Genomic DNA, 26,934 nt, shown 5'->3' with positions numbered 1-26,934 from the left:
GATGTCCTCCATGTGGGATTGGGTGTTAATTACCGTCAATAGTCTAGCGCGTCGCCCATCCGCGCTAGGGTTGGTGGCGATGAAAGCTAAGAAGGTTTGGTGGTCAGTAACCGCGCTGGTGGTCACGGCGGCGGTCGGGGGCACGGCTGCGCTGGGGGTTACCATCCAGCGCGAGTACGGCGATCTTTCGCATGGCGAGGCCGAAACGGTCCAGGCCCCGGAGAATCCCCTGCAGCCGGCTAAGGCGCAGGACGTGGATTTTGCGGCGCTCAGCGCGAAGCTCGATGAGCTGGGCAAGAACGAGGATTTGGCCACCTTTGGCGGGCAGGTCATCGATAGTGAGACCGGCACGGTGGTGTGGGAGCGCGATGCAGATAAGGCGCTGACCCCGGCTTCCTCGACGAAGGTGCTGACCACCGCCGCGGCAACGCTCGCCCTGGATGAGTCGAAGCGGATTACCACCAAGGTCTACCGCGGCAAGGACCCGAACAACGTGGTGATCAAGGCGGCTGGCGATGCCTGGATGACCAACGAGCAGCTCGATGACCTGGCGGATCAGATTAAAAAGACCGGTACCCAGGTCGCGGGCGTGTACATCGATACCTCCGCGTGGGCGGGCGAGCCGCAGGCACCGGGCTGGGATCCGGAAAACGTCGATGAGGGCTTCGTCGCGCCCATGGAACCGGCCATGCTGTATGGCGGGCGCATTGGCGCTACGGAGGGCGATGTGCCGCGCAGTCACACCCCGGCCCTCGACGTCGCGGGCGAGCTGGCCAAGCGCCTGGGCACGGATAAATTCGCCGCGGGCACGATGGCTGACGGTGCGGAGGAGCTGGCCAGCGTCGAGTCGGATCCCCTGGGCGAGCGTGCGCTGGAGATGGTGCGGCATTCCGATAACGTCATGGCAGAGGCAATTGCCCGCGAGCTTGCCGATGCCCGCGGCAAGCAGCCCAGCTTCCAAGCCGATACCCAAGCCACGCTGGACGTGCTGCGCGAGCACGGGTTCGATGTAAGTGGCGTGGATATCAAGGACAACTCGGGTCTTTCGGTAGATAACCGGTTGAGCGCGAGCGTGCTGGCTGAGATTGTCAACGGCGCGGTGGAGGACCCGCAGCTGCGCCCCTTGGCTGCGTATTTGCCGGTAGCAGGAGGTGACGGCACGCTGCACGAGCGCTACGGGGAGTCCACGGCGCGCGGGTTTGTCCGGGCGAAGACCGGCACATTGACCGGCGTATCCGCGCTGGCGGGCACCGCGCAAGGCCAATCCGGACGCGTGTATTCCTTTGCGTTCTTGGTCAATGATGGCGAGATTATGGCGGCTCGCGCGGCCCAAGACGACCTCGCTGCGGCGCTGCATGAGTTCTAAATGAGCCCACAGCCTGGAGTAACGCCGTTTTGGCCGCGGGTCTCACCGCACTTTTTGGCCTGCCGGCGCGCGGTCCGCGCGGCAAAGATGGAACACACCGTGGCGGTGGGGCTTTCCGGCGGCGCGGATTCTTTAGCGCTGTGCGCGGCGATGATCGCGGAGGGCCACGATGTCATCGCGCTGTGCGTCGACCACGGTTTGCAGGACGGTTCGCGTGCGCAGGCTGAGAAGGCGGCTCGGCAAGCAGAGAGCTTGGGCGCGCGGGCGCGGGTGCTCGTGGTACAGGTGCCGGACGAAGCGGGGAATTCGCTGGAAGCGGTGGCTCGGCAAGAGCGCTACCGAGCGATGTCCGCGGCCGCGCGCGAAGACGGAGCTTCGCGCAGAGGAGGAAGGTCGTTGGAGATTGCCGTGGCGCATACGGCCGATGACCAGGCGGAAACGCTCCTTCTTGGAGCCCTGCGCGGCCGGGTGGCCGGCATGCCGGAGCGGACAGTAGTGGAAGGCGCGCGGGTAGTGCGGCCATTTCTGCAGGTGCGCCGTGCCGATACGGAGGGCGCGTGCGCGGAGCTGGGGTTAGAGGTGTGGCAGGACCCGCAGAACGCGGATACGGATTTTCGGCGGGTAGCGCTGCGCCGGGAAATCATCCCGGAGCTATCGCGGGTAATGGGCGGTGATGCGGTACCGGCGTTGGCGCAAGCGGCGATGGATACCGCGCGCGATGAAGGATACCTCGCCACGCCGGCCACCGCGGACTGTGCGGAATTGGCCGCGCTGCCGGAGCCGCGACGCCGGCGCGCTATTGCGGCCTGGCTTGTCGAGCGGGGAGTGAAGGTGACGAGGGAGGGGCTTGGGGGCATCGGCAAGCTGTGTACCAACTGGCACGGACAAGGGCCGGTGGCTGTGAGTTCGGCGCGGCAAGCGGGGCAGAGGTTGGAAGTAGCACGTATAGGTGGCAAACTGGCACTATTGTCTGGTCATTAAAGGAGCGCACTCGTGCACGACAAGAAAGACTTCGCCGTCCCCGCAAACCGCTACGGAGACGATGTAGAAGCAATCCTCATCACGGAAGAGGAAATTAAAGACCGCGTCCAGCAGCTGGCGGATGCGGTATCTGAGAAATATGCCGACGCCGAGCAGGACCTGCTTTTGGTCTGCGTATTAAAGGGTGCGGCCTTTTTCCTGACGGACTTCGCGCGCAAGCTATCCATCCCCTCGGAGCTGGAGTTTATGGCCGTCTCCTCGTACGGCGCCTCCACGTCTTCTTCAGGGGTGGTGCGCATCTTGAAGGACTTGGACCGTGATATCGCCGGGCGCGATGTGGTCATCGTGGAAGACATCATCGACTCGGGCCTGACGCTATCCTGGCTCATTCGCAACCTGCGGGGGCGCAACCCGAAGTCGCTCAACGTGGTGACCTTGTTGCGCAAACCGGAAGTGGTAAAAGCGCAGATCGATCTGCTCGATGTCGGCTTTGATATCCCCAATGAATTCGTCATTGGCTATGGCCTTGACTACGCGGAACGCTACCGCGACCTGCCCTTTGTGGGCACCCTTCACCCTGATGTCTATACCACCAACTAAAATCGCGCAGTAATGAAAAACAATAAACTCCTTCGCTACGGCGGCATTGCGGCGCTGATCCTCGTAGCGCTGTATGCCTTTACGTTCTTTAGCAACGAGACCCGCGGATATGTGGACACGGATACCTCCGTGGCCCTGAAACAGCTGCAGGATAAAAACGTTGACGAGGTAGAAATTGATGACCGCGAGCAGCGCCTGCGCATCAAGCTCAAGGACGAAATCACGGTAGAAGAGCGCGAGGGCGTACAAGAGATCGTGTCTCAGTACCCCGCGCGCGCCTCCGAGCAGGTCTTTGATGCGGTCAAGGATTCGGGTGCGGAGAAGTATCAGACCAATGTCACCCAGGATTCCTTCTTGGGCTCCATGCTCAGCTTCCTGCTGCCGATGGTCATCCTCTTCGCCCTGCTGTTCTGGCTCATGTCCCGCATGCAGCAGGGTGCAGGCGGCATGTTCGGCATCGGCAGCTCCAAGGCCAAGGAGCTGACCAAGGATATGCCGACCAATACCTTCGAGGACGTTGCCGGCGCCGATGAAGCCGTGGATGAGCTGCAGGAAATCAAGGACTTCCTTGATGATCCTTCCCGTTATTACGAGCTCGGCGCGAAGATTCCGCGTGGCGTGCTGCTTTATGGCCCTCCGGGTACCGGTAAGACCCTGTTGGCCCGCGCCGTTGCGGGCGAGGCCGGCGTGCCTTTTTATTCCATCTCCGGTTCGGACTTCGTGGAGATGTTCGTCGGTGTCGGTGCCTCCCGCGTGCGTGACCTGTTCAAACAGGCCAAAGAGCACAGCCCGTGCATCATCTTCGTGGACGAGATCGACGCCGTGGGGCGCCAGCGCGGATCCGGTACCGGCGGCGGGCACGATGAGCGCGAGCAGACCCTGAACCAGCTGCTGGTGGAGATGGACGGCTTTGGCGATCGCGAGGGCGTTATCCTCATCGCGGCCACCAACCGCCCAGATATTTTGGACCCCGCATTGCTGCGCCCGGGCCGTTTCGACCGCCAGATTCCGGTCACCAACCCGGATCTGGCCGGCCGTGAGCAGATCCTGCGCGTCCACGCCAAGGACAAGCCTTTGGCGGAAGAGGTCGATGTGGCGCAGCTGGCCAAGCGCACCACCGGCATGTCCGGTGCGGACCTTGCCAATGTGCTTAACGAGGCCGCGCTTCTCACCGCCCGCATCGGCGGCAATGTCATTACCTATGACGCGCTGGAAGAGGCCACCGACCGCGTGGTGGGCGGTCCACGGCGCCAGGGCAAGATCATCTCCGAGCACGAGAAGAAGGTCACCGCCTACCACGAGGGCGGCCACACCCTGTCCGCGTGGGCGCTCAAGGATATCGAGCGCGTGTACAAGGTCACCATCCTGGCCCGCGGCCGCACTGGTGGCCACGCCATGACCTCGCAGGAAGACGACAAGGGTATGTACACCCGCGACGAGCTGTTTTCCCGCTTGGTCTTTGCCATGGGTGGCCGCGCCGCCGAGGAATTGGTCTTCGGCGCTCCCACCACGGGTGCGTCCTCCGATATCGAGAACGCCACCAAGATCGCCCGCGCGATGCTGACCGAATACGGCTTTTCTCCTGACTTGGGCACCGTCAAGTACGGCCAGGAGCAGGGCGATCCGTTCAGCCAGATGGGCGGGGGTGGCGGCTCCATCGATTACTCGGATGACCTTGCCTCCAAGATCGACCAGCAGATGCGCTACCTCCTCGAGCGCGCGCACGAGCAGGCCTACGACATCCTGCGCACCAACCGCGAGTTCTTGGACAAGCTGGCCGAGGCCCTCCTGGAGAAGGAGACCCTGCGCCGACCGGATCTGGAGAGCATCTTCGACGGCATTGAGCCGCGCGATGCCTATGATGTCTTCCCCGGCGAAGACGATCGCTTCCCGCGCCAGATTGGTTACGCGCCGGTCAAGACCCCGGTTGAGCTGGCCAAGGAGCGCGGCGAGGAACTTCCCAAACGCATGACGCTTCTCGATGCCTCCCGGGCCGCCCGCAAGCGCCGCCTCGCCGGCGAAAAGATCGAGGGCGAGGTTGGCTTTAACTTTGGCCAGCACGCCGGCGACTACGTGAACCCCGAAACGGTGCGCGAGCTGCACGGCGGTGGCAGCAGCCACCGCGAAGACCGAACTGACCAGAGCGGCCGCAGCGATGGACGCAGCGGCCGAAACGACCAGAACGACCGCGCGGACCAGAGCGACCGCGGCGACCGCGCCGACCAGAGCGACCACGGCAGCAGCGACGGTGGGGAAGGGCGATCGGATTCGGCATCGGAAAGCAGGGGCAAGCACCACAAGCCAGAGGGAGAAACCAGCCAATGGTTCACCCCAGGCTGGAATGAGTCTTCCCGCCGCGATAACCCCTACGCGCGCGATGCGGAAAAACCGCGCGATGATAAAGAGTAAGAAGTACGTGCATGTCTGAAAATCACACTGATAACCAGCAGGTGCCCGCCCGCGCACCGTATGACCAGGAGCGGGCGGAGGCGGCCGTCCGCGAGCTACTCTTTGCCGTGGGCGAGGACCCTGATCGCGAAGGACTGCGCGAAACCCCGGCCCGTGTGGCCCGCGCTTACCGTGAGGTCTTCGCCGGCCTGCACGAGGACCCGACGGAGGTGCTGCACAAGACCTTCGCCGAGGACCACCAGGAACTGGTCTTGGTGCGCGATATTCCTATCTATTCCACCTGCGAGCACCACCTCGTGCCGTTTTATGGGGTGGCGCATATTGGCTATATCCCCGGCAAGGACGGTCACGTCACCGGGCTGAGCAAGCTGGCGCGCCTGGCGGATATGTACGCCAAGCGTCCGCAGGTCCAGGAACGCCTGACCCAGCAGATTGCCGATGCACTCGTGGATGTCCTCGAGGCCCAATCCGTCATCGTGGTCATCGAGTGTGAGCACCTGTGCATGGCCATGCGGGGCATCCGCAAGCCGGGCGCGACCACAACGACTTCCGCGGTGCGCGGCGGGTTTAAAAATAACGCCGCCTCCCGCGCGGAAGTGCTCAGCTTCATTCGTACGTAGCGCGTACGCAGTCGAGTTTGTCGAGCGAAAAGGAGAACGCAGTGCACCCGGCTTCCTCAGTTGGAGAATTGACCATCCCGAAGCGCACGCTCGTCATGGGCATCGTGAATGTTACGAAGGATTCCTTTTCCGATGGCGGGCGGTGGCTCGACTTCGACGCCGCCACCACTCATGCCCGTGAGCTGGTGGAACAGGGTGCGGACATGATCGATGTGGGCGGCGAATCCACCCGCCCGGGTGCGGTGCGCGTGGAGGCGCAGGAAGAGGCCGACCGCGTGGTCCCGGTCATCCAGGCGCTGCACGAGCAGGGCATTCGCACCTCGGTGGATACGATGCGCGCCTCGGTTGCCGCCGCGGCGGCTGCGGCCGGGGTGGACATGATTAACGATGTCTCCGGCGGCCTTGCCGATCCTGAAATGTATGCCGCCATGGCTGATGCCGGCGTGCCCGTTTGCCTCATGCACTGGCGCACTCTCCAGGAAGGCGCGTTCGGATCCGCGGCGGGCACGGCCGATCACGGCGGCGATGTGGTCCGCGACGTGCACGAGACCCTCGCCCAGCTGAGCCAAAACGCCCTGGATGCAGGCGTGAAAAAGGACAATATCGTGCTGGATCCGGGCCTCGGCTTTGCCAAGAGCCCACAGGATAACTGGGCGCTGCTTAAGGCCCTGCCCGAGTTCCTGGACGGCGAGTTCCCCATCCTGGTGGGCGCCTCGCGCAAGCGCTTCCTCGCCGCTATCCGGGAAGACCGCGGGGTAGAGGCGAGCCCTTTGCTTGCCGATCCCGCCACCGCCGCCGTGACCGCCATTTCCGCCCAGATGGGCGCGTGGGGCGTGCGCGTGCACGAGGTGGGCGTATCCCGCGATGCCGTCGACGTGGCCGCCGCGTGGAACGCCGGCGAGTCCTATGTAGGCGGCGCCAATGCCACCGGCAGCTACCGCAATGCCGCCACCGGCACGGGCACAGTGACCTCTACCGCGATGGGTACGGAAAGGAATTAACCATGGCAGATCGCATCGAATTAACCGGCCTGGAGTGCTTTGGCTACCACGGCGTCTTTGATGAGGAAAAGCGCACCGGCCAGCCCTTCATCGTCGATATCACCTGCTGGTCCGAGTTTGCCGAGGCCGCAGCTCACGATGATCTGACCAAGACCATCAATTACGCAGAGCTTGCCGATGTCACCGCCAGCATCGTCGAAGGCCCCTCCCGCGACCTCATTGAGACCGTCGCCAGCGAGGTGGCCGATACCATCATGGAATCCTTCGCCGACCTGCACGCGGTGGAAGTGACCGTGCACAAGCCCAAGGCGCCGATCCCGCGCACTTTTGCCGATGTCGCCGTCGTCGCCCGCCGCTCCCGCAAGCACGCGCGCACCGGAGCCCCACGGCCCGCTCCGCAGGTGGGAACTCCGCAGGGAGCCGACGCGCAGCGCCCCGGCACGAACCCCGGGAGTCAGTAATGCGCGCGGTACTATCCATCGGCTCCAATATGGATGACCGCGTGGAGCTTTTGCGCACGGTATTTACCGAGTTCCGCGAGGACATCGTGGCGGCCTCGCCCGTCTATGCCACCCCGCCGTGGGGAGTAACGGACCAGGATGAATTCTTGAATGCGGTGCTCATCGTGGACGTCGAGGAGAGCCCGCTGGAGCTCTTACGGCGCGGCCAGAAGCTGGAAGAGGCGGCTGAGCGCGTGCGCGTGCGCCACTGGGGCCCGCGCACCCTGGACGTGGACATCGTCGATATCGAGGGCTATAGCTCCTCCGATGCGGAACTTATCGTCCCGCATCCCTATGCCCACGAGCGCGCATTCGTGCTTATACCCTGGTTGGCCGCCGAGCCGGCTGCTAAGTTGAAGGGACAGGATGTCTCCGCGCTGGTTGCCGCGTTGGACCCGCAGGAAACCGTCAATATCCACCGCTTGGGCCTGATGGAGGAGTTATGAAACGGACCTCGCTCGGTGCGCTTATCGGTGTTGGGATATTCATGGCAGCCGCGGCGGCCATCCTCACCACGCGCTTTTATGGCTCCATGATGTCCATCCCGGTTACGGTATCTGCCACGCTATGGCTCATGGTGGTGGTGTGCTTGGGGCTTACCTGGAAAGTGGATAAGGCCACCGATGAGGATCACGGCATCGGGCTAGATAATTCGCAGCTTAATCCGATGACCATCGCGCAGTTCATGCTGGTGGGCAAGGCTTCGGCGTGGACGGGTGCGATCGTCGGCGGGCTCTATGCAGGGGTGGCGGTGTATGTCATCCCGAATGCGGGCACCCTTGTCGCGGCTTCCGATGATCTGGTGGGAGTGCTCGCATCCGCGATTGGCGGCATCGCCATGTCTGCGGCTGGCCTGCGATTGGAGCGACACTGTGAGACCCCGCCGCCACCGGACGGGCTTCAAGCGGTACATTAGGGAACATGACTCAGCCGCGCTCTTCTTCCAAAAACTCGTCGTCCTCGCCAGATTGGGGACAAATTGGGATTATCGCCCTCGTCATCTTGGCCGTTATCGCCAGCATCGTCATGCTCATTTCCGGCTCCGCAGCGGCGCTCAAGATTGCGCTGATTGCCGCCCTGTGGGCCGCAGTGGTGGGCTTTTTCTTGGTGATGCGCTACCGCCGCCAGGCCGAGGAATCCGTGACCAAGCTGGAGCTGCAGGAGCGCGCCCACCGCGCGGAGCTCAAGCAGGCCCGCGCAGCCGAAGGCAAGGAGCTGCCGGATCAGCAAATCCTCGATGAGATCCGCACCGAGCTGGCCTCTATCCGGAAGCAGATCGAGGATTTGTCCGGCCACGATTTCACCTACGAGCCAGCCGCCTTGCACGCGGAGGCGCGCCGCATCATGGAGCTGGAGGCGCAGACCGCCGCGGCGTCCCACCACAGGGAAGAAAACGTCGACTTTGAGCAAACGTCTACCGGCGCGCCGTCTGCCGATGCCATCGCTGGCCGCCTGGGCAATCAACCCTCCGGCGAGCACGCGGACTCTAACCCGCTCAATGACATCATCAGCGAAAACACCCGCGCGCAGCGCAGCTCTTCCCGGACCGATAATGCCGCTAAGCCCGCCCACTCCGAGCAGCTTGCCGATGCCCCCAAGCCCGCCACGTCCAGCGAGGCCGCGGGGGCGAAGGAGCCGAAGGACGTTTCCTTCGATACCGGCAGCTTCCAGGCCGTGCGCTGGGATTCGGGTGGGGACTCCAATATCAAGCGCCAAGGCTCTCGGCAGTCGGGCTCTGGCAACGCAGCTCACTCTGGCGCACGAGGTAGCCACCGCAAGCCAGAGGCTGATACCGCAGCCGAGCCCGCTTCCGATGCGGTGACCCAGAACATCCCGCAGCAAACCACAGGCAAGGATGCGCGCGAGGAATATAAGGGCTCGGGACACCACGTGGCCGCCGAGCAGAAGCAATCGGCCTCGCGCCGCCAGCAGCAGACCCGCGGCCGCCGCCGCAGCGATGAACAGCGCGATGGTTCCGTGTCCGTGTCGGAGCTATTGGCACAGATGAAGAAGGATAAATAAATGCGTCCACCGCGCATGCGCGTTGCCCTTTTCGGGCGCAGCCTCGCCGGGATCTCCCTGGCCACTGCCATGGAGCGCGCCGGCCATACCGTGGAGATGCTTGATGATCCGGCCGAGCTTGGCTCCTTCCAGGCACTGATTCTTGCCGTGGGTGAGGCACGGCTGGATGCTGCTGTAGAGCTTGTTGAGGACCACGTACACAAGGGTCTCATCGCTTTCCACACGTGCCTGTCCCGAGGCGTGCAAGGCCTTGACCCGCTGGAGACCCACGGCTGCATCGTGGCGTCCGTCGCACCCATGGCGGGCGGGCGCTGGGCAGTATCCACGCTAGATGAGCTGGGAGAAAACATCGCTGACTTCGTAGTGAGCGAATTCCGGGGGCAGGCAGTGCCGCTTTCCGATGCCGAACGTCCCGCCTTCGCCGCCCGCTCCTACTACATAGAAATGCTTAGCCGCCTGCACCTAGCAGCTGCCGTAGAAGCCAATTTCTTTGCCGAGTTTGATGAGATCCCACCGTCTGAATTCGACATCGATTCAGAAGACATCATCGCAGCCTATCGCGGTGCCACGGATCCCGGAATGCGCCGCCACTACTTAGAAACCGCTCGGCGCTTGGGTGAAGTAGAAGATCGCACCGAATTGGAAATGTGGGCCTTGCAGGAGGAATCCCGATGAGCTTGAAGATGGGACAAGCCACCGTCATCAGCGAGGTCGACCGCATCCGCATGGTGGGTAGCGCGCTGCGCAAGACCGGCCGCCCTGTGGCCTTCGTGCCATTGACCACCGGCGTGCATGCTGGGCATATCGCGCTGGTGCGTGCGGCCCGCCGCATCCGCGGCGCGGTGACTGTCGTGGCGCTCCAAGAACCTCGCGCCGAAGATGTAGACCTCCTGCGCGCCGAGGGCGTGGATGTCATCTGGGATTACACTCCCGAGAAGCTCTGGCCTCATGGTCGCCGGATTACTATCTCGGCTCGCGGCGTCGCCGTCGAACGCGACGCCGCGAACTCCGCCGCTGCCGAGCAGACGCCTGATGCTGAATCTGCACCTGAAGGCTTAGAGCCCGATCTATCAGGCGAGCTCACCCTCTACCTCACGCTGATGATGGCACTGTCGCCCACCGATGTCCTCATCGGGGAAAAAGACTACGAGCTGCTCTTGGCCATTCACCACGCGGTGCAGGACTGGCACCTCGGGGTTCGCGTGCAGGGCGTTCCCGCCGTGCGCATGCCCGATGGTGTGGTGATGAGCCTGCGCAATACGCGCGTGCCCGAAGATAAGCGCGAAGACGTAGCCGCCCTGTCCGCCGCACTCACCGCTGGTGCACACGCCGCAGAGGCAGGCGCGGATAAGGTTCGTGAGGTTGCCGCAGGTGTCCTAGAAGCCGCCGGCGTTGAACCCGAATACCTAGAAGTGCGCGGCCGCGATTTGGGTGAGCCGCCTGCCGAGGGCGATGCCCGCCTGCTGGTCGCTGCCACCATTGGCAGGGTCAGATTAATTGACAACGTTGGCCTGCCGCTGGGAATTGGTTTCACTAATATTGAAGAGCACGAGGCTAAGGCCGAACTCGAGCGCGAAAAGCAGCGCGAACAAGACCAATCCCCGGAGGACTAATGACCGAAATCCACATCCGCGACCTCGACCCGCGCGATGAGCCCAAGGCGATTGAGTTTGCCATCGAAGGCATGCACCTGCACTGGTTTGTAAAGAACCCGCGCTTCGAGCATGCCTACGGCCGCTACTTTTGGGATTTAGAGCGCGCCCAGGCCACCGATATCTTGGCAGCCTATGCCGATGATGGTCGTTTCCTCGGCGTGATTCTGGCATCGATTAAAGGCGAACCAGCGCTGCCGTATCCGTGGTGGCGCAAGGCCTATGTCAAGGCCGTGGATCTCTTCAACAGCCTGCGCCCTGGCGGTCACCGCGGTGACTACGATGCCGCGAACGAGGACATGTTGTTAAGCTACCTGGCTGAGAACACCGTGGACGGTGAAATCGGCTTCCTCGTCGCGGACCCAAACTCGGGTGTGAAGGGCGTGGGCACGGCGCTCATTGAGGCCTTTGAGGAGCGCCACCCCGGCAAGGATATTTACCTCTACACCGACGATGGCTGCACCTATCAGTTCTACGATTCCCGCGGTTTTGAGCGGGTGGGGGAGAAGGAAATCTCCATCGATAAGGACCGCGACCTTACCTGCATGCTGTACGTCCGCCACGTGGCGTGAGGCTACCGCGTCACGCCACGCAAACGAGCGCAGCTTCACGCTACGCAAACGAACGCCGCGTCACGCCACGCAATCGAACGCCGCTTCTCGTGGCGTGGGTCCTCCCGGCGCCGCGCCACATTAGTTCGCCAGTGCGCCCATCGGATCCCACGCCGGCAGGGTGGTGATCTCGGTGGACTTCAGCGCCTCCTGGTATTGCTCAGGCAGGCGGGACGGGTGGACGGCGATTTCGAAGACGTACTCGTCAAACCAGTCATCGGCCATGGTCCAAAAGCCCTTATCGCCCTTCTCGGTGCCCCAGGAATTTTCCACGCGCCAGCGGGTGACGTCGCCGCCCTCGGCAATGTCAGCGCCGGTAAAGACCATCGCGTGCGTCATCAGGGACTCGTGCAGGCGGAGGCGGTCCGGCTTCTCGATGCCCATTTCTACCCCATACAGTCCCTCATAATCGTGCAGGCGCTTGGCCCAGACGCCGCTATCGGCATCGGATTGCTGGCTGGTATCGCAGCCGAACCAGACGGGCTGGCCATCCTCGATGGCAGAGCGGGTGGCATCGCGCAATACCTCAACCGGGGCGTTGAGGTAGGTGACCTTTTCACCGGCGACGTTGCCTAGGTAGTCCACGGTATAGAGCTCACCGTAGGAATTGCGCGGGTCATTGACCACGCAGACATACTCGCCCAGGTCCTTGGGGAGGTACTCGCGGGCGAAGTCCTGCGGGGTAAAAGTGCCCTCGCGGTGGAAGTTATCGTCCTTATCGCGGTACTGCCACTGGAACTCTGTGGGCGGGAGGCCGAGGTTGGCGGTGAGGATGCGGTAGACATCGGCAAGCGCTTGCTCCTGCGCCCCAGATTTGCCCGCGCGGATCTGGTGGGCGGCGCGGCGCAGGACGGTCTGCAGGTTGCGGTTGAGCATGGCGCTGGACTCGGAGGATGCGGTCTCCGGCATGGCGTACTTGGGCACCACACCGTACTTTTCCACCAGCGAGACGAACATGGACCACTGGCCGCCATCGCCAATGGGGTCATCCATGAGCTTGGTCAAGGTGCGGTCCGTAATATCGCGGTCCTTGAGCTCATCTACCGCGGTGAGGAACCAATTGGCCTTTTCCAGCTTGTCGTAGAAGTACAGGTAGGTCTGCGAAAGCTCGAAATCCTTGATGTTGGTGCGGTCCATGATGTCACCGCGCAGGGAATTCAGGCCCGCAAAAATCCAGCAGCGGCCAGAAGCCTTCTGGTTGGCCGCGCCCCACTTATCGAGCTTGTGGCTGGTCGCCGTGGTGAGCTCGCGCACGAGGTCGCGGTCGATGCTCAGCTTATCGATGCCCTCCTGCGCCACCGCATTCCGCGCCGCCCTGATGGCAGGCTCGCTGGCGAGGGTGGCGTTGGTGGTGTGAACTTCCTGTGGATTAATCTCATTCATTTCTCGATACTCCTTAGTTCATCCGGTCCCAGAAGGGAAGCTCAATGGGCTCGGTCTCGAGTGCTTGCTGCTGCTGGGAAGTGAGGAATTCCTTGCGCACGGCGATGTGGAAGACGTTTTCGCCGAACCATTCATCCGACATCGTGGCAAAGCCCTTGCCCGGTACCTCGTCGGCGTCGTCCTTGCGTGGCGGCTTGGTGCCCCAGGAATTCTCCACGCGCCATGCACGGGGTGCACCATCGATACCGGTCAGCGCCATCGCGTGGGTGGGCGCAGATTCGCCGGAGATAAAGCGCTCCTCCTTGCTCATGGTGGAATCGATGCCGTAGAGGCCATCGGTATCGACGAGGCCTTCGTCCCACACGGCGTTCTGGAAGGAGAACTGGCGGGAGACATCGCAGCTAAACCACACCGGTTCGCCGGCCTCAATGCTGGCGCGTGCGGCGGCGCGCAGCTCGTCCACATCGACGTTGAGGTAACCGGCGGCCTGTCCACCGGCGAGGTTATTTACGCCGGCGCTGGTGTAGTAGCGGTGCTTGTCGTTGGTGGTACGGGGGTCATCGGCAAGCACGACGTACTCGTCCAACTTCGGCAGGTACTTATCCGCAAACTCGCGCGGGGTGGAGTGCACACGGAAGAATTGCTCGTCCTTGGTGCGGTAGCTCCACGTAAATTCCTCGGGCGGGGTGCCCAGGTGAATGGCGAGCACGCGTTGGATATCGGTGCGGGCTTGCTTGATAATGCCCCCGCGATCCCCCTCACCTTCCACCGCACGGTGCGCGGCGCGGCGGATGATGGTGGCGATATCGCGGTTCATCTGCGCGGTGTGGCCGGACGAGTGCACCTCCGGCATGACCTCGGCCGGGACGGCGCCGTACTTGTCCACGAGGTTGGTGAAAAATGACCACCAGCCGCCGTCGTCGCCTGTGAGCTCGAGGGAAGTAGCCACGTCGCGGTCATCCCAGTCGGTGCCGTCTTCGGTGAGATCCAGCAGCTGGTTGAGCGCGAAGTTGGCGCGCTCTAGTTTGTCGAAGTACTGCAGGTAGGTAAAGGAAAACTCAAAGTCATCGATATTGAGCTCTTTGGCCGCGCGGTGGCGGAATACGTTGAGCGCGGCAAACATCCAGCAGCGCCCGGAGCGCATCTGGTCGGTGACTCCGAGGTTATCGAGTTTTACCTCGGTGGTGGGGTAGAGGGCGGTAATGCGGTCGCGGTCGAGTGCCGCCTTGGCCACCCCTACGCTGGTAATGGCATTGCGCGCGACGCGCAGCTGGGAGTCCTCTGCAGCCTCCTCGCGCAATTGGGACAGGAAGTCATTGGTGAGCAAAGTCATATTCACCGTTTTAGCAGACGGCGATCTCTCCCGAGGCTGCTGGGTGCTGGATGGGCCGCTGGAGATCGCTATAGATGCTCCGCCAGCCGCGCCACGGCTTCGGGGCTTCCCACCTCTTCTGGGAGCCAGGGAATCTCGTGGACCGGGGTATCGGGAAGCTTATCGTGCAAGAGCGCTAGGGCCTCGTCCTCGGCGGCGCGCCGGGAGGCCAAGAACTCGCCTTGGTTCGCGGGCGTGCGGCGGTTGACCAGCATGGAGCCAACCCGCACGCCATTGCCGGCGAGATCCGCGTGGAACTCGGATGACTCCAGGACGGGCAGGCGCTCGGCGGTGAGCACGATGTGGAATACGGTCTGCTTAGAGGTCAGCGCAGCGCGCAGGTGCTCGAAGCGCTCGCGGCGCTGGAAGAGTGTGGCGCGGATTTCCTGATTGCGCCGGTCCACCGGGTCATTATCGGCACCGGAATCCGCGGACATACCGCGTACCAACGAGCCGAATTTATCGGACTTCTCGCGCCGGGCAAGCAGCCCATCGGTATAGGCGGCCATGATTTCCGGTAAGGCCATCAGCCGGGAGGTGTGGCCGGACGGGGCGGTATCGAAGATGAGGTAGTCATACTCGTTAGCGCTTGCGACCAAGGTGGCCATGCGCTCCAAGAGTGCCGCCTCCTGCGTGCCGGGGGATTGCCGGGCCAAACCCAGGTGCTTTTTAACCTCGTCGTGCAGGTGCTCCGGCATGAAACGGCGCATTGAGGCGCCCACGGTCGCGAGGTGTTCCTCGGTGGCGCGGGCCGGATCGAGCTCGATGGCGGAGAGGGATGGGGTGAGGTGAGAGGGGGCATCGGAAAGCGTGGCATCAAAGATATGCCCCAAGTTGTGCGCCGGATCCGTGGAGACCAACAGCACGTTGTGGTCCTGGGAAAGCGACAGGGCCGTGGCCGTGGCGAGGGTGGTCTTGCCCACGCCGCCCTTGCCACCAAAGAACATGATGGGCGCGGTTTCTAGCAGCATTGAATATTCTCCAGGGGTGATTTATCCATGCCCATGCGCGTGTGCCAGGCGTGGAAATCTTCGTAGACCAGCGGCAATAGCTCCAGCGTGTAGTAGCTGGCGGGGTTGGGGATGCCGAGCGCCTCCGAGGCCACCAGCATCATAAAAAGGTCATCTTCTTGCTGCTGGGCTTTGGCAAAGACGGCGCGGTACGGGGCTTGGTAGAACTCGTTGAGCCCCGCGCCGAAGGCCTTAAGCTTGTCGAGCATGCTGGGGAAGGGGAGCGTCGGTATCATCATCGGTCCACTCCAGCGGCGGTTCCTTGCGCGCGTTGGAGATGGCGCCGATCGACTCCACGATGACCCAGATGGAGGCGATGACGATGACGACGTCCATGCCAAAGAGCAGCCAGTTCTGATCCGCAAACAGGGATTTGAGCTGTAGCAGCGCTGCCCACAGCGACATGATGGTGACGAAGATGAGCGGGATGATAACCGGCAGGGTAGGCCGGCGCAGGTGGGTGAGGATGACCACGACGATGGCCAAGGACAGGCTGGCCATGAGCTGGTTCGTGGTACCGAAGAGCGGCCAGATGGTCATGCCGCCGGAGCCGTCCGCGCCCGCCGAGAAGGTCAGGCCGAAGGCCAGGCCCACCGCGATGATGGTGGAAACCAGCGCTGTGATGCGGATGCCCATGATCTCGCCAATTTCCTGGACCACGATGCGCTGCAGGCGCACGCCGGAGTCCATGGTGGTGGCGGCGAAGAGTACGGCCATGGTCGCCAGGATGGTGGCAGACAGTGAGGTGGGAATGCCCAGGCCCTCGTTCATCAACGCGCCGCCGCCCTGCACGAAGGCGTTGACGCCGCCGGCGTTCCACTCGGCGTAGATTTCCTCCCAATTCGCCAGGGTCTTAAAGCCGGCGGTGGTGGCGATGATGGTGCCGAGCGCCAGCAGACCCTCGCCCACCGCGCCGAAGTAACCCACGAAGCGAACGTCGGTTTCCTCATCAATCTGCTTCGACGAGGTACCCGAGGCCACGATGCCGTGGAAACCAGAGATGGCACCGCAGGCGATGGTGACAAAAAGCAGCGGGAAAATGCCTGGGGTCCCGTCAGGAACGTTCTCGCGCACGGCAGGGGCGGCGAGCTCCGGACGGGTGATGAGGAAGGAGCCGTACAAAATGATAAGACCGACGAAAAGCTGCAGGCCATTGATGTAATCGCGCGGCTGGAGCAGCACCCACACCGGCAGCAGCGAAGCGATGAAGGCGTAGATAAATAACAGGATGATCCACACGCCGTTGGCGGGAATCCCCAGGACTGTCTCCGGCAGCACGACCGGGAAGCGGTCCCCCAGGACCATCAGCGAATACAGCGCCACCACACCCACGAGGGACACCAGCGGCAGGTTCCAGTTCAGGCGGTAGATGGCCTGGCCAATCAGCAGCGCAACGGCAATGGCACCCCACGTGGGAATGACCGCCGAGGGCGTGGAAATAAGCAGGTTCGAAATCACCACGGCGAACGCAGCATTGACCATGAGCAGCAGCAAGAAGATCACGATGAGGAAGAGGTTGCGCCCGCGCTTGCCGATGTAGCGCCCCGACAACGTACCAATCGACTGACCCTTGTGCCTTTGCGAGGCCCACAGCGCACCCAAGTCATGCATGCCGGCGATGAAGAAGGTGCCTAACGTGACCCACAGGAATGCCGGGAGCCAGCCCCAAATGACGGCCACTGCCGGGCCGATAATCGGTGCCGCACCCGCCACGGAGGTGAAGTGGTGGCCCCACAGCACATATTTATTGGTGGGAACATAATCCACGCCGTCTTTGAGGCGGTGCGCCGGGGTGGTGTAGTTCTCAGATAACCGGAAGATGCTCTTGCCTAGGTATTTGGAATAGAGCAGGTAGCCGGCGGCCATCATCGCGATGCCGACAATGGCGAGGACAAGAGAGTTCATAGAGCGTGTCTCCTCATAGGCAGGAAGGTGTTGTGTCTCACACGTGCGGACAGTATGCCATAACTCACGTATGTATTCGCTTGTGGGGGAGACCGCTGGGCAGATTTATATTTGGCAGGCGGGTCGGAGTACACCTCCTGGTCCGGTCGCAGCGGATAGACGAAAAGCGCGGCCCCTGCTCCAAGAGGAACGAGGGCCGCGCGGTGGGTGCTTAAACCGAGTGGCGCTTAATTCTTATCGACGCCGATATTTCCGTCCTTCTTCCACACCACAACCACTGCTGGGCGTGGGGTGGACTTGCCGCCCTCTGGCCAGTGGGAGGTTTGCTTTTCAAAGGTGGCGTCATCGGTTTCGCCTGGGTGCTGGACGTTGACCATCACGCGCTCATCGGTGACGATGGGGCCGCAGGTCTCGGCGCCCGCCGGCACGGTCAGGAAGCACTTGAGTTCACCGCGGGTATCGCCCTCGGTGGTTACGGCGTAGAGGCCGTCGTTGGACTCGAGCGCGTTGCCGTCGGTGGAAATCCACATATTGCCGTGGTTATCAAAGGCCAGGTTATCCGGGCAGGAAATTGGGGATACCTTCTCCTTGTCAAAGCCACCGAAGTAGGTATTGGCCTCCTTTGGATCGCCACAGACCAGGAAGAGGTTCCAAGTGAACTTCTCGCCAGCATGGTCATCTTCAATCTCCATGACCAGACCGTTCTTATTTTCCTTGACGGGAGCCCACTCCATCGGCTCTTCCTTGTTCTTCTTGGCGTTTTCGCCGGTAGCGCCGCGGTAAGAGTTATTGGTCAAGGCCACGTAGACCTTCTCAGAGTCTGGGTGGACCTGCATATCCTCAGGGCGGTCCATCTTGGTAGCGCCCATCTTATCGGCGGCCTCGCGGGTGTAGACGGCAACCTCTTCGGCGGACATGCCATCGACGTGGGACTCGAATTTGTTGTTCTCCGTATCGGAGGTCAGCAACTTGATCCACTTACCCTCACCGTCGAAGGCGCCATCGTCTGGCAGTACGCCGGAACCGTCGATCTCATCTTCTGGGGAGTTGCCTTCCATCTTGGCCACGTACAAGGTGCCGTGGTCCAAGATGCTGAGGTTGTGCTCGATATTGCCTTCTTCGTACTTCTTGGTGGAGATGAACTTGTAGATGTACTCAAAGCGGGAGTCATCGCCGGAGTAGCACACGACGGTGCCATCGGAAGCGATGTGAATATTGCCGGCCTCGTGCTTGAAGCGTCCCAGCGCGGTGTGCTTGACCGGGGTGGACTCTGGGTCCAGTGGGTTAATTTCTACGATCCAGCCGAAGCGGTTGGGCTCATTCGGCTCCTTGGAGACGTCGAAACGCTTATCAAAGCGCTCCCACTTGCGCTCGGATTCACCGTCTTCCATACCGAAGCGCTCAAGGGATTCCTGTGCCTTCTTGTCATCCAGGTTGGCGTGAGCGAAGTACTGGTCAAAGTTCTCCTCGCCGGAGAGCATGGTGTTCCACGGAGTGATGCCGCCGGAGCAGTTATTCAGGGTGCCCTTGACCTTCTCGCCGGTCTTATCGGCGGAGGTCTTCACAAACTCGGAGCCGGCTGCTGGGCCAACCAGAGTGAACTCGGTCGTGGCGGTGATGCGGCGATTAAGCGGACCAAACTCGCGCTTGAGTTCACCGGTATTGCCCACCTTGGACACCTCCACGATGGAGTGGCCGTGGCCAGCCCAACCAATCTTGGCCTGCTCTTCGGTGGGGTTATCCGCATCGTAGTTGGGGAACATCTGCGGCTCGGTGGTGTACTCGTGGGAGCAGACGTAGATAAGGCGATTGTCATCATCCGGGTGCTCGATAAGCCCGGCGAAGTCGTTATTGAAGCCGAACTGCTTCTCGGCGGCCTCGGCCGTCTGGTTCTTATCATCGAACTCTGGCGCATCCTTGAACAGCGGGTCTCCCCAGGCGATGAGAACGGACTGCTTATAGCCATCCGGGATGACTACTTCGTCCTTTTCATTCGGCTCCACCGGGTCAAACTTCATACCCTCTGCGGAGGTGAGTTCTACATTGGCCTCGGAAGTCTTGCCACCCTTGGCCTCGGAGGAAGAGGCTTCAGTGGAGACATCATCCGGGTTGGAGCAGGCAGCCAGCGCGGCGCCGCCGCCGACGGTTACTACGGACAAGCTGCCCGCGCGCAGAGCGGTACGGCGGGAGAACTGGTCACCGAAGTATGGGTTATCAGACTTGTTCTCGCATTCACCGAAGCAGGCATTGCCGCACTTGTAGGTGCAGGTCAAGCTGGAACGAGAGGATGCGAAGAGACTAGAGAGAAGATTGCGGCCTTTAAGCGCCATTATTAATGCTCCAAAGAAGGTCGAAAATATTGATAAGAGATAGGGTCAGCCATTTATATAAGGCGACTTCAGCAACAGTGCGTTGGCCTTGAGGTGACAGCGAAGTGAACTATGCGTAAATATTTCCCGGGGTAGGGGGCGCTATGGGCTAAATCGCGTGCTGCAGTGGGGATCGACTACCCTAGGCTAACGTGAGCGAGCAGAAGAATAATGAAGTAAACGATGTCCCTGAGCAGCTGCGCATCCGCCGCGAAAAGCGCGACCGCCTGCTCGAATCCGGCGTGGAGGCCTACCCGGTATCCGTTGAGCGCACCATCGCGCTAAAGGATCTGCGCCATGATTTCCGCGTAGTGGCCGAGGGCGAAGAGCCGGGCAATGAAGAGGGCGTGACCTACCTAGCCGCTGGTGAGGAAACCGAGGTCACCCACGCCATTGCCGGCCGCCTTATCTTCATGCGCAATACCGGCAAGCTGTGCTTTGCCACCTTGCAGGACGGCGATGGCACCCAGATGCAGGCCATGCTTTCGCAGGCCAAGGTGGGCAAGGAGCGCCTCGATGCCTGGAAGTCCGATGTGGACTTGGGCGACTTCATCTCCGTTAGCGGTCACGTGGTTGCTTCCCGCCGCGGCGAGCTATCCATCATGGCTGAGGAATGGACCATGGCGGCCAAGTCCCTGCGCCCGCTGCCGGTGTCCTTCGCGGATATGGCTGAAGATACCCGCGTGCGCCAGCGCTATAACGACCTCATTATCCGCGAAGAGGCCCGCAAGAACGCCATGGTGCGCGTAAAGGTCATGCGCGCGCTGCGCAATTACCTGGAAAGCCAGGACTTTGTAGAGATCGAAACCCCGATGCTGCAGACCCTGCACGGTGGTGCGGCCGCTCGCCCGTTTATCACCCACTCCAATGCGCTCGATATTGACCTCTACCTGCGCATTGCCCCAGAGCTGTACTTGAAGCGCGCCGTCGTCGGCGGCATCGACCGCGTCTTTGAAATCAACCGCAACTTCCGCAATGAGGGCGTAGACCGCTCCCACTCGCCGGAGTTCGCCATGCTGGAGACCTACGCTGCTTGGGGCGATTACAACGATTGCGCTCGCATGACCCGCGAGTCCATCCAGTCCGTGGCCCGCGAGGTCTTTGGTTCCACCACCGTCACGCTTGCCGATGGCACCGATTTCGACTTCGGCGGCGATCAATGGCCCGAAATCGAGATGTATCCTTCCCTGAACGAGGCCTTGCAGCGCAAGTTCCCCGGCCAGCCGGAGGTCACCATCGAAACCGACGTGGAGACTCTGAAGGGCATTGCCAAGGTCATCGGCCTCGACGTGCCGCAGGGCGAAGGCTGGGGCCACGGCAAACTGGTGGAGGAAATCTGGGAGGTCCTGTGCGAGGACCAACTTGAAGGCCCCATCTTTGTGAAGAACTTCCCGGTCGAGACTTCCCCGCTAACCCGCCAACACCGTTCCGAGCCCGGCGTGACCGAAAAGTGGGACCTGTACGTGCGCGGCTTCGAGCTGGCCACCGGCTACTCGGAGCTTGTCGATCCCGTCGTCCAGCGCGAGCGCTTCGAGGACCAGGCCCGCCTTGCCGCCGGCGGCGATGAGGAAGCCATGGTCTTGGACGAGGACTTCCTGGCCGCGATGGAGCAGGGCATGCCGCCGACGGCCGGTACCGGCATGGGCATGGACCGCCTGCTCATGGCCCTGACCGGCCTCGGCATCCGCGAGACCGTGCTCTTCCCGCTGGTAAAGCCAGAACAGAAGTAGCCCATACCCGGCGCCCCTACTCGGTGCCCACCCACGCAGGCACCCGTTAGCGCCCCGACACCGGCTGCAGCCTTCCTTTGGCTGCAGCCTTTTTGTTTGCCCCATTGCACCCGCCGCGTGTGGCTCGCAGGCCGAGTCGCACGCCTACTTCTGCCTAGTTCTATCGGTTTCACAAAAGTGCAACCTCCTCGGTGATATCTGAGCGAAAAATGCTACATCTCAGGGCTGAGTTTGCTCAGTTATCACCGAGGACCTATTGCATCAGACGTTGTGCATCGGAGGTTGCACTTTTCTGGAGGAACAGAAGTAGCCCGCAACGCTGCTGCAATCACCGAATCCGCCGACTTCACGGGGGTGGCGGATTTTGTTTTCACAATCGCGAGAAGTGCTCGCTAACCCCTGAAGCGGTGCACATACTATGCGAAACTGAATATATGAAAAGAATCGTTTCTCTCCTTTCCATAAGCCTTTTGGCAGCCGGTCTCGCGTCGTGCTCTTCGCCCAATGATGAGGCTGAGAACCAGGCTTTTAGTTCGCCCACGACCCAAGCCTCCTCGGAAGAAACCTCCGCTCCTGAGTCAACGGAAGAGACAACCACAACGACTAAGCAGGCGGAGGAGGATAAAGATTCTCACGGTCTTAAACAGCGCGATGCTAAAGATTTCCTCGCGACCGGTCCCGCTTACGAGCAGATGAACTCCTGGGGAGTGAAAAGCCCCGATGGAAAGGTTCAGTGCTCCTTAAATGAGCAATCTGAAGGGCCGTGGTGCTCCGTGAACTTTTCCAATCCACCGATTTTGCCAGATCCGGAAATTCCGCAATGGGATGCCAATATGGTCAGCTACAAGAAGGGCGCAGGATTCTTCCCTTCGGCTGTAGTCGAGCCGGGCGATCTTGTTCCAGCACAACCACTCAAGGCCGGCGAAGAGGTAGAGATTAATGGCATAACCTTTTCGGCCCCACGCGAGGATGAATTTACAGTCACCGCCAACGGCCATCACTTCACTCTCAAAGACAACGGTCAGTTCTCCGCCGATACCTACCCATTAGAGCCGGATTCCAATGGCTATGCGGAGCAAGGCACCATCTGTGGACAGATGGACACTCGGTGGGGCCTTAAGAATGTTTATGCGCAGGTAGATGGAACCAACTGCCCCAAGGCAATGGAAGTGGTGGATTACTATGTGCACTATGACTTCAAGCCTGAAGAGGTCAATACGCGTGGCATCCTGAATATCGGCGAGTGGGAATGCAGCTTTGCAGCACCGAAGTTCCTCGATGACACTGAGCCAAGCAACAGATTGCCCAATTGTCAGGACCGGAGCGGAATTAGCCGCGTCGTGCTGCTCGATGCGTAACCTCGATTAGCCTGCCAGGGGCCCAGCGGAGGTATCGCCGCGCAGGCGCTTGATGATGTTTTCTGCAGAAATCAGGCACATCGGCACGCCGACGCCCGGCACGGTGGTCGCACCAGCGTAGTAGAGGCCGGACACCTTGCGCGAGGCATTGCGCCCACGGAAGAACGCAGATTGAAATAGCGTATGTGCTGGCCCCAAAGCTCCACCTGACCAGGAGTGATAGCGCTCGGCAAAATCGGCTGGTCCAAGGCTGCGCGTGATGGTGATTCGCTCGCGGAGGTCAGGAATATCGGCGGTGCGGGAAAGTTGGTCGAGGGCGGCATCGGCAATAGCAGCAACGCGCGGGGAAGCCTCGGGATGGTAGGCATCGCCGTGCCCGTAGGCTTCTGCAGCGGGTACTGGGATGAGGAAGAACAGGTTTTCGTGGTCTTCTGGTGCGACATCCGCGTCGGTGGCCGAAACCTTCGAAATGTAGATGGACTCAGACGCGCCGAGGGGACGTTCCGCTTCTGGTGCGGAAAAGACCGCGCGGAAATCGGGGTCCCAGTCCTGGCTGAACAAAAAGGTGTGGTGAGCTAGCTGCGGGAGCTTGCCCTGCACACCGGCAAGTACCACCACGGTGCCCAGCCCCGGATTGCGGCGGGCCCAGTAGCGCTCCGGATAGGTGCGCAGTTTCCGGGGAAGCAGCTGATTTTCGGTATGGTGCAAATCCGCGGCGGAGACCACAATATCGGCATCGATATGCCCGGTTGTCGTGCGGACGCCGGTGGCACGTGTGGAAGACCCGCTGGCGGTGGTGATGGCGGTGACCTCTTCGCCCAAGCGGAATGTGGCGCCGAATTTTTCTGCTTGGCGGTAAATGGCCTGCACCACTGCGTGGAATCCGCCGAGGGGGTAGCGCACGCCTTCCACCAGGTCGGTATGGCTTAAAAGGGAATACAGTGCTGGGGCCGCGGCGGGCTCGGAAGAGAGAAAAACTGCTGGGTAGCTCAGAATCTGGCGCAGGCGCGTATCCGAAAATTGCCCGTTGACGTGTTTTTGCAAGCTGGTAGTCAGCAGCGCTGCAATCCGCGCTAGCCGATGCCGAATATCTGCATGCACCAGGTTCAACGGCGCCGAAAATGTGGTGTACAAAAAGTGATCGAGCGCTACGTGGTAGGCGTCGCTGGCATCTGCTAAATAAGTGCGCACCTGGCTGCCGGCACCTGGTTCAATCGATTCGAAGAGGTGGGCAACGTTATCGGTCCCGGAATGTACATCCACGGGGGTGGGGCGCGCGGCGGTGCCAGGAGCGGACTCGCCGGGGCCGCCGGTATAGACGCGGTAATCCGGCGAGAGTCCCACCAGATCCAGTTCCTTTTCTGTCGAGGTACCGCAGAGGGAAAAGAAGTGGTCGAAGGCATCCGGCATGAGGTACCAGGACGGTCCGGTATCCCAGCGGAACCCCGCCTCCGTATAGCTGCCCGCGCGTCCGCCTACCTCGTCTAGGGAATCTACGACGGTAACCTCGTAGCCCTCTTTTCCCAGGAGGGCAGCGGTGGCAAGGCCGGCGATGCCGGCCCCGATGACGACAGCGTGCATGATGTTCTCCTTAGTATTCAGTCTTCGGCGGGGTCCTTTACCTACGCGCGGTGCGCTATCGCACCGCGCGCACCGCACGCACCGCACGCACCGCGCGGGCGGCCAGCCATGCCTTGGTGCGATTCGGCACGGATATGCGGGTGGTTTTTAACTCCGCGGCGGGGGTAGCGGCGAGCTGGTTGGTGAGCTCGGCAAAGATATCGGCGGCCGCGCGCACGCCAACGCGGGCGGATAACGGCAAGAGGTGTATGGCTTTTTCGGCGGCGGCGAGCTCGCGGCGGATTTCGGCGATGAGGGCGGACTTGGCGGCCTCGGAAAGCTCGCCACCAGCGGCCTGCGGGAAATAGGCCCGGCCCAGGACCGAGGAGTCCTCGCCCAGATCCCGCAGGAAGTTAATCTTTTGAAACGCGGAACCCAAGTAGCGCGCACCGCGGTCCATCGTGGCGCGATCGGCGGCGGAGACGGTCTCTTCCGCCAAGAAGACCTGCACACACAATAAGCCGATGACCTCGGCGGAGCCGTAGATATACTCGGCGAGCTCGGAAGCGGAATACTCCCGATGGGTGAGATCTGCGCGCATGGAATCGAAAAAAGCCACGAGATGATCGCGCTGGAAGCCGCAGCGCCTGGCGGTAATGGCATAAGAGTGCACGACGGGATCGGTGTGCAGCCTTTTCTCCGGCGCCGCCAAGATAGCGGCCTCGTAGGCATCGAGCGCGGCGGCGGCATCGATGCGGGCTTGATGTGCGGTGCCATCGACAAGCTCGTCCGCGATGCGCACCACGGCATAAAGGTGGCGGATGTCTTCGCGCACCCGCCCGCGCAACAGGCGCGTGGCCAGGGAAAAACTGGTGGAATACTGCCCCATAACCCGCGCGGCCGCGCGCGAGGCCGCCTGGTCATAGCGAGTCAACATACTTGCAAAAGTAGCACGCGCCCAAAGCGCCCTAGCGGTTGGTGGCCCGCGGCTGGCCCTCGGCAAAACCGGCTGCCGATTGCACGCCCACGGTGGCGCGCTCGTGGAAGCTAGCCAGCGAATCGGCCCCGGCGTAGGTGCAGGATGAGCGCACGCCCGAGATGATGCGGTCTACCAAATACTCCACGCCGCCGTGCTCCGGATCGAGGTAGATGCGCGAGGTGGAAATGCCTTCCTCAAACATCTCCCGACGGGCGCGCTCGAAGGCTTCGGTGGCGGAATTGCGCCCGCGCACCGCCCGGCGCGAGGCCATGCCGAACGATTCCTTATAGAACGAGCCATCAGCGTCCTTGTGCAGGTCACCGGGGGATTCAAAGGTGCCGGCGAACCAGGAACCAATCATCACATTGGACGCGCCCGCAGCCAGTGCTAGGGCCACGTCGCGGGGATCGCGCACGCCGCCATCGGCCCACACGTGCGCGCCGACCTCGCGGGCCGCGGACGCGCACTCCAGCACGGCGGAAAATTGCGGGCGGCCCACGCCGGTTTGCATGCGGGTGGTGCACATCGCGCCGGGGCCCACGCCGACCTTGATAATATCCGCGCCCGCCGCGGCCAGCTCGCGCACGCCGGCGGCCGTGACCACGTTGCCGGCGGCAATCGGTAGGCCCAGATCCAGGGCCTTGACCTTGCGCAGCGCCGCCAGCATGCTGTCTTGATGGCCGTGGGCGGTATCGATGACGAGGACGTCGGCGCCGGCATCGGCAAGCGCCCGCGCCCTGCCTTCAACGTCGCCATTAATGCCCACCGCGGCACCGATGTGCAGGCGCCCCTGCTTGTCGATGCCCGGCTTATACATCGTCGCCCGCAGCGCACCCTTGCGTGTCAAAATGCCGGCCAGCGTGCCATCCGGATTGACCACTGGGGCGAGCTTGCGCGAGGTTGCGCGCAGGCGGGTAAAGGCCTCCTGCGGGTCGATGCCCACAGGCAAAGTGACCAAATCAGTGGTCATGAGCTCGCCCACGGCGGTGAAATTATCCTGCCCGCGCAGATCCTTTGGCGTGATGATGCCTACCGGCAGCGCGCCGTCGACCACGATGGCCGCGCCGTGGGCGCGCTTGTGCAAAAGGTTGCTGGCATAGCCCACCGTATGGTGCGGCTTGATGGTGATAGGGGTGTCATAGACCAGGTCGGCAGCCTTTACCGAGGCGATCGTCTCCGCCGCGGCCTCCAGGCTGAGGTCCTGCGGCAGGATGGTCATGCCGCCGCGCCGGGCGATGGTCTCTGCCATGCGGCGGCCGGCCACAGCGGTCATATTCGCCACGATGAGCGGGATGGTATTGCCCGTGCCATCGGCCGCGGTGAGGTCGACCGCCTGCCGCGAGCCAACATCTGAGTGGTTCGGCACCATAAATACATCCGAGTAGGTCAGCTCGTAGGGCGGGCGGGAATCATTGAGGAAATGCACTGTGAGATTGCCTAACGTGAATCGAGGGTGCAGGAAAAGACATCTAAATCATACGCCCCAAGTTTTGCAGGTTTAGCCAA

23 protein-coding genes and 1 pseudogene are annotated in these 26,934 nt (G+C 62.1%); 15 read left to right on the top strand and 9 right to left on the bottom strand.

From position 1 onward, the window contains the following. Window positions 1–79: 79 nt before the first annotated feature. The 13 genes and pseudogenes from dacB to HMPREF1257_RS08570 all read left to right on the top strand — a co-directional run bounded on the left by dacB (window position 80) and on the right by HMPREF1257_RS08570 (window position 11,723). On the top strand, window positions 80–1,366 hold the full coding sequence (dacB, locus tag HMPREF1257_RS08630) for a D-alanyl-D-alanine carboxypeptidase/D-alanyl-D-alanine-endopeptidase (RefSeq protein WP_034659560.1): 1,287 nt from the start codon (window positions 80–82) through the stop codon (window positions 1,364–1,366). Then, window positions 1,367–2,347 (top strand): tRNA lysidine(34) synthetase TilS, encoded by a 981-nt coding sequence (tilS, locus tag HMPREF1257_RS08625; protein ID WP_023023963.1) that lies wholly within the window; start codon window positions 1,367–1,369, stop codon window positions 2,345–2,347. It abuts the gene before it with no gap. Between the two features lie 12 nt (window positions 2,348–2,359). Continuing rightward, a complete protein-coding gene (gene hpt, locus HMPREF1257_RS08620; RefSeq protein ID WP_005279498.1) occupies window positions 2,360–2,947 on the top strand; it encodes a hypoxanthine phosphoribosyltransferase in 588 nt (195 codons plus the stop codon). A 12-nt stretch (window positions 2,948–2,959) separates the two neighbouring features. Further along, complete coding sequence (gene ftsH / locus HMPREF1257_RS08615) at window positions 2,960–5,356, top strand: ATP-dependent zinc metalloprotease FtsH (RefSeq protein ID WP_023023961.1); 2,397 nt, start codon at window positions 2,960–2,962, stop codon at window positions 5,354–5,356. 11 nt (window positions 5,357–5,367) lie between these two features. Next, window positions 5,368–5,976 carry a GTP cyclohydrolase I FolE gene (folE, locus tag HMPREF1257_RS08610; RefSeq protein WP_023023959.1) on the top strand — a complete coding sequence of 203 codons (609 nt, stop codon included), beginning with the start codon at window positions 5,368–5,370 and terminating at the stop codon, window positions 5,974–5,976. A 41-nt stretch (window positions 5,977–6,017) separates the two neighbouring features. After that, window positions 6,018–6,977: a dihydropteroate synthase gene (gene folP / locus HMPREF1257_RS08605; protein ID WP_023023957.1), complete on the top strand. Its 960-nt coding sequence runs from the start codon at window positions 6,018–6,020 to the stop codon at window positions 6,975–6,977. A 2-nt stretch (window positions 6,978–6,979) separates the two neighbouring features. Beyond that, window positions 6,980–7,354: pseudogene (folB, locus tag HMPREF1257_RS08600) on the top strand (dihydroneopterin aldolase); the annotation flags it as partial. Window positions 7,355–7,437: 83 nt separating this feature from the next. Continuing rightward, window positions 7,438–7,923: a 2-amino-4-hydroxy-6-hydroxymethyldihydropteridine diphosphokinase gene (folK, locus tag HMPREF1257_RS08595; RefSeq protein WP_023023952.1), complete on the top strand. Its 486-nt coding sequence runs from the start codon at window positions 7,438–7,440 to the stop codon at window positions 7,921–7,923. Then, window positions 7,920–8,393 (top strand): DUF3180 domain-containing protein, encoded by a 474-nt coding sequence (locus tag HMPREF1257_RS08590; RefSeq protein ID WP_023023950.1) that lies wholly within the window; start codon window positions 7,920–7,922, stop codon window positions 8,391–8,393. Before folK ends, HMPREF1257_RS08590 begins: the two co-directional genes overlap by 4 nt. Window positions 8,394–8,398: 5 nt before the next feature. Continuing rightward, window positions 8,399–9,499 carry a DUF6779 domain-containing protein gene (locus tag HMPREF1257_RS08585; RefSeq protein ID WP_023023949.1) on the top strand — a complete coding sequence of 367 codons (1,101 nt, stop codon included), beginning with the start codon at window positions 8,399–8,401 and terminating at the stop codon, window positions 9,497–9,499. Next, on the top strand, window positions 9,500–10,174 hold the full coding sequence (locus tag HMPREF1257_RS08580) for a hypothetical protein (protein WP_023023947.1): 675 nt from the start codon (window positions 9,500–9,502) through the stop codon (window positions 10,172–10,174). Then, window positions 10,171–11,112 carry a pantoate--beta-alanine ligase gene (locus HMPREF1257_RS08575; RefSeq protein ID WP_023023945.1) on the top strand — a complete coding sequence of 314 codons (942 nt, stop codon included), beginning with the start codon at window positions 10,171–10,173 and terminating at the stop codon, window positions 11,110–11,112. Before HMPREF1257_RS08580 ends, HMPREF1257_RS08575 begins: the two co-directional genes overlap by 4 nt. Then, window positions 11,112–11,723 (top strand): GNAT family N-acetyltransferase, encoded by a 612-nt coding sequence (locus HMPREF1257_RS08570; RefSeq protein ID WP_023023944.1) that lies wholly within the window; start codon window positions 11,112–11,114, stop codon window positions 11,721–11,723. Before HMPREF1257_RS08575 ends, HMPREF1257_RS08570 begins: the two co-directional genes overlap by 1 nt. Before the next feature lie 120 nt (window positions 11,724–11,843). Here HMPREF1257_RS08570 and HMPREF1257_RS08565 read toward each other — a convergent pair whose 3' ends face one another. From HMPREF1257_RS08565 to HMPREF1257_RS08540, 6 genes are all read right to left on the bottom strand, one after another. After that, on the bottom strand, window positions 11,844–13,145 hold the full coding sequence (locus tag HMPREF1257_RS08565) for an aminopeptidase C (protein WP_023023942.1): 1,302 nt from the start codon (window positions 13,143–13,145) through the stop codon (window positions 11,844–11,846). Between the two features lie 13 nt (window positions 13,146–13,158). After that, the gene (locus HMPREF1257_RS08560; protein ID WP_023023940.1) at window positions 13,159–14,478 is read right to left on the bottom strand and encodes an aminopeptidase C; all 1,320 of its coding nucleotides are present in this window, start codon (window positions 14,476–14,478) and stop codon (window positions 13,159–13,161) included. 68 nt (window positions 14,479–14,546) lie between these two features. Further along, complete coding sequence (locus HMPREF1257_RS08555; protein ID WP_023023938.1) at window positions 14,547–15,488, bottom strand: ArsA family ATPase; 942 nt, start codon at window positions 15,486–15,488, stop codon at window positions 14,547–14,549. Further along, window positions 15,479–15,736 carry a cory-CC-star protein gene (locus tag HMPREF1257_RS08550; protein WP_023029243.1) on the bottom strand — a complete coding sequence of 86 codons (258 nt, stop codon included), beginning with the start codon at window positions 15,734–15,736 and terminating at the stop codon, window positions 15,479–15,481. The genes HMPREF1257_RS08555 and HMPREF1257_RS08550 overlap by 10 nt, the downstream gene beginning before the upstream one ends. Next, complete coding sequence (locus HMPREF1257_RS08545) at window positions 15,720–17,432, bottom strand: carbon starvation protein A (protein ID WP_023023934.1); 1,713 nt, start codon at window positions 17,430–17,432, stop codon at window positions 15,720–15,722. The genes HMPREF1257_RS08550 and HMPREF1257_RS08545 overlap by 17 nt, the downstream gene beginning before the upstream one ends. 227 nt (window positions 17,433–17,659) lie before the next feature. Continuing rightward, a complete protein-coding gene (locus tag HMPREF1257_RS08540; protein WP_023023932.1) occupies window positions 17,660–19,762 on the bottom strand; it encodes a PhoX family phosphatase in 2,103 nt (700 codons plus the stop codon). A gap of 191 nt (window positions 19,763–19,953) precedes the next feature. Between HMPREF1257_RS08540 and lysS the strand changes: the two genes are divergently transcribed. Together lysS and HMPREF1257_RS08530 are read left to right on the top strand one after the other, a co-directional pair. Then, a complete protein-coding gene (gene lysS / locus HMPREF1257_RS08535) occupies window positions 19,954–21,531 on the top strand; it encodes a lysine--tRNA ligase (RefSeq protein ID WP_023023930.1) in 1,578 nt (525 codons plus the stop codon). A 434-nt stretch (window positions 21,532–21,965) separates the two neighbouring features. Then, a complete protein-coding gene (locus tag HMPREF1257_RS08530; RefSeq protein ID WP_023023928.1) occupies window positions 21,966–22,889 on the top strand; it encodes a hypothetical protein in 924 nt (307 codons plus the stop codon). Between the two features lie 6 nt (window positions 22,890–22,895). Here the strand turns inward: HMPREF1257_RS08530 and crtI are convergent, their stop codons facing one another. Genes crtI through HMPREF1257_RS08515 form a run of 3 tightly spaced genes read right to left on the bottom strand, consistent with a single transcriptional unit; the run spans window position 22,896 to window position 26,854 of the window. Further along, a complete protein-coding gene (gene crtI, locus HMPREF1257_RS08525) occupies window positions 22,896–24,470 on the bottom strand; it encodes a phytoene desaturase family protein (protein WP_023023926.1) in 1,575 nt (524 codons plus the stop codon). Between the two features lie 55 nt (window positions 24,471–24,525). Further along, window positions 24,526–25,386 carry a squalene/phytoene synthase family protein gene (locus tag HMPREF1257_RS08520; RefSeq protein WP_023023924.1) on the bottom strand — a complete coding sequence of 287 codons (861 nt, stop codon included), beginning with the start codon at window positions 25,384–25,386 and terminating at the stop codon, window positions 24,526–24,528. A 31-nt stretch (window positions 25,387–25,417) separates the two neighbouring features. Next, entirely contained in the window at window positions 25,418–26,854 is a 1,437-nt protein-coding gene (locus HMPREF1257_RS08515) for a GuaB1 family IMP dehydrogenase-related protein (RefSeq protein WP_023023922.1), read from the bottom strand. Window positions 26,855–26,934 lie beyond the last annotated feature (80 nt).

Source organism: Corynebacterium sp. KPL1814 (genome assembly GCF_000478175.1).
Lineage (GTDB): Bacteria > Actinomycetota > Actinomycetes > Mycobacteriales > Mycobacteriaceae > Corynebacterium.
Note: the sequence above shows the minus strand (reverse complement) of the source record. Positions and strands in the feature narration are given on the sequence as shown.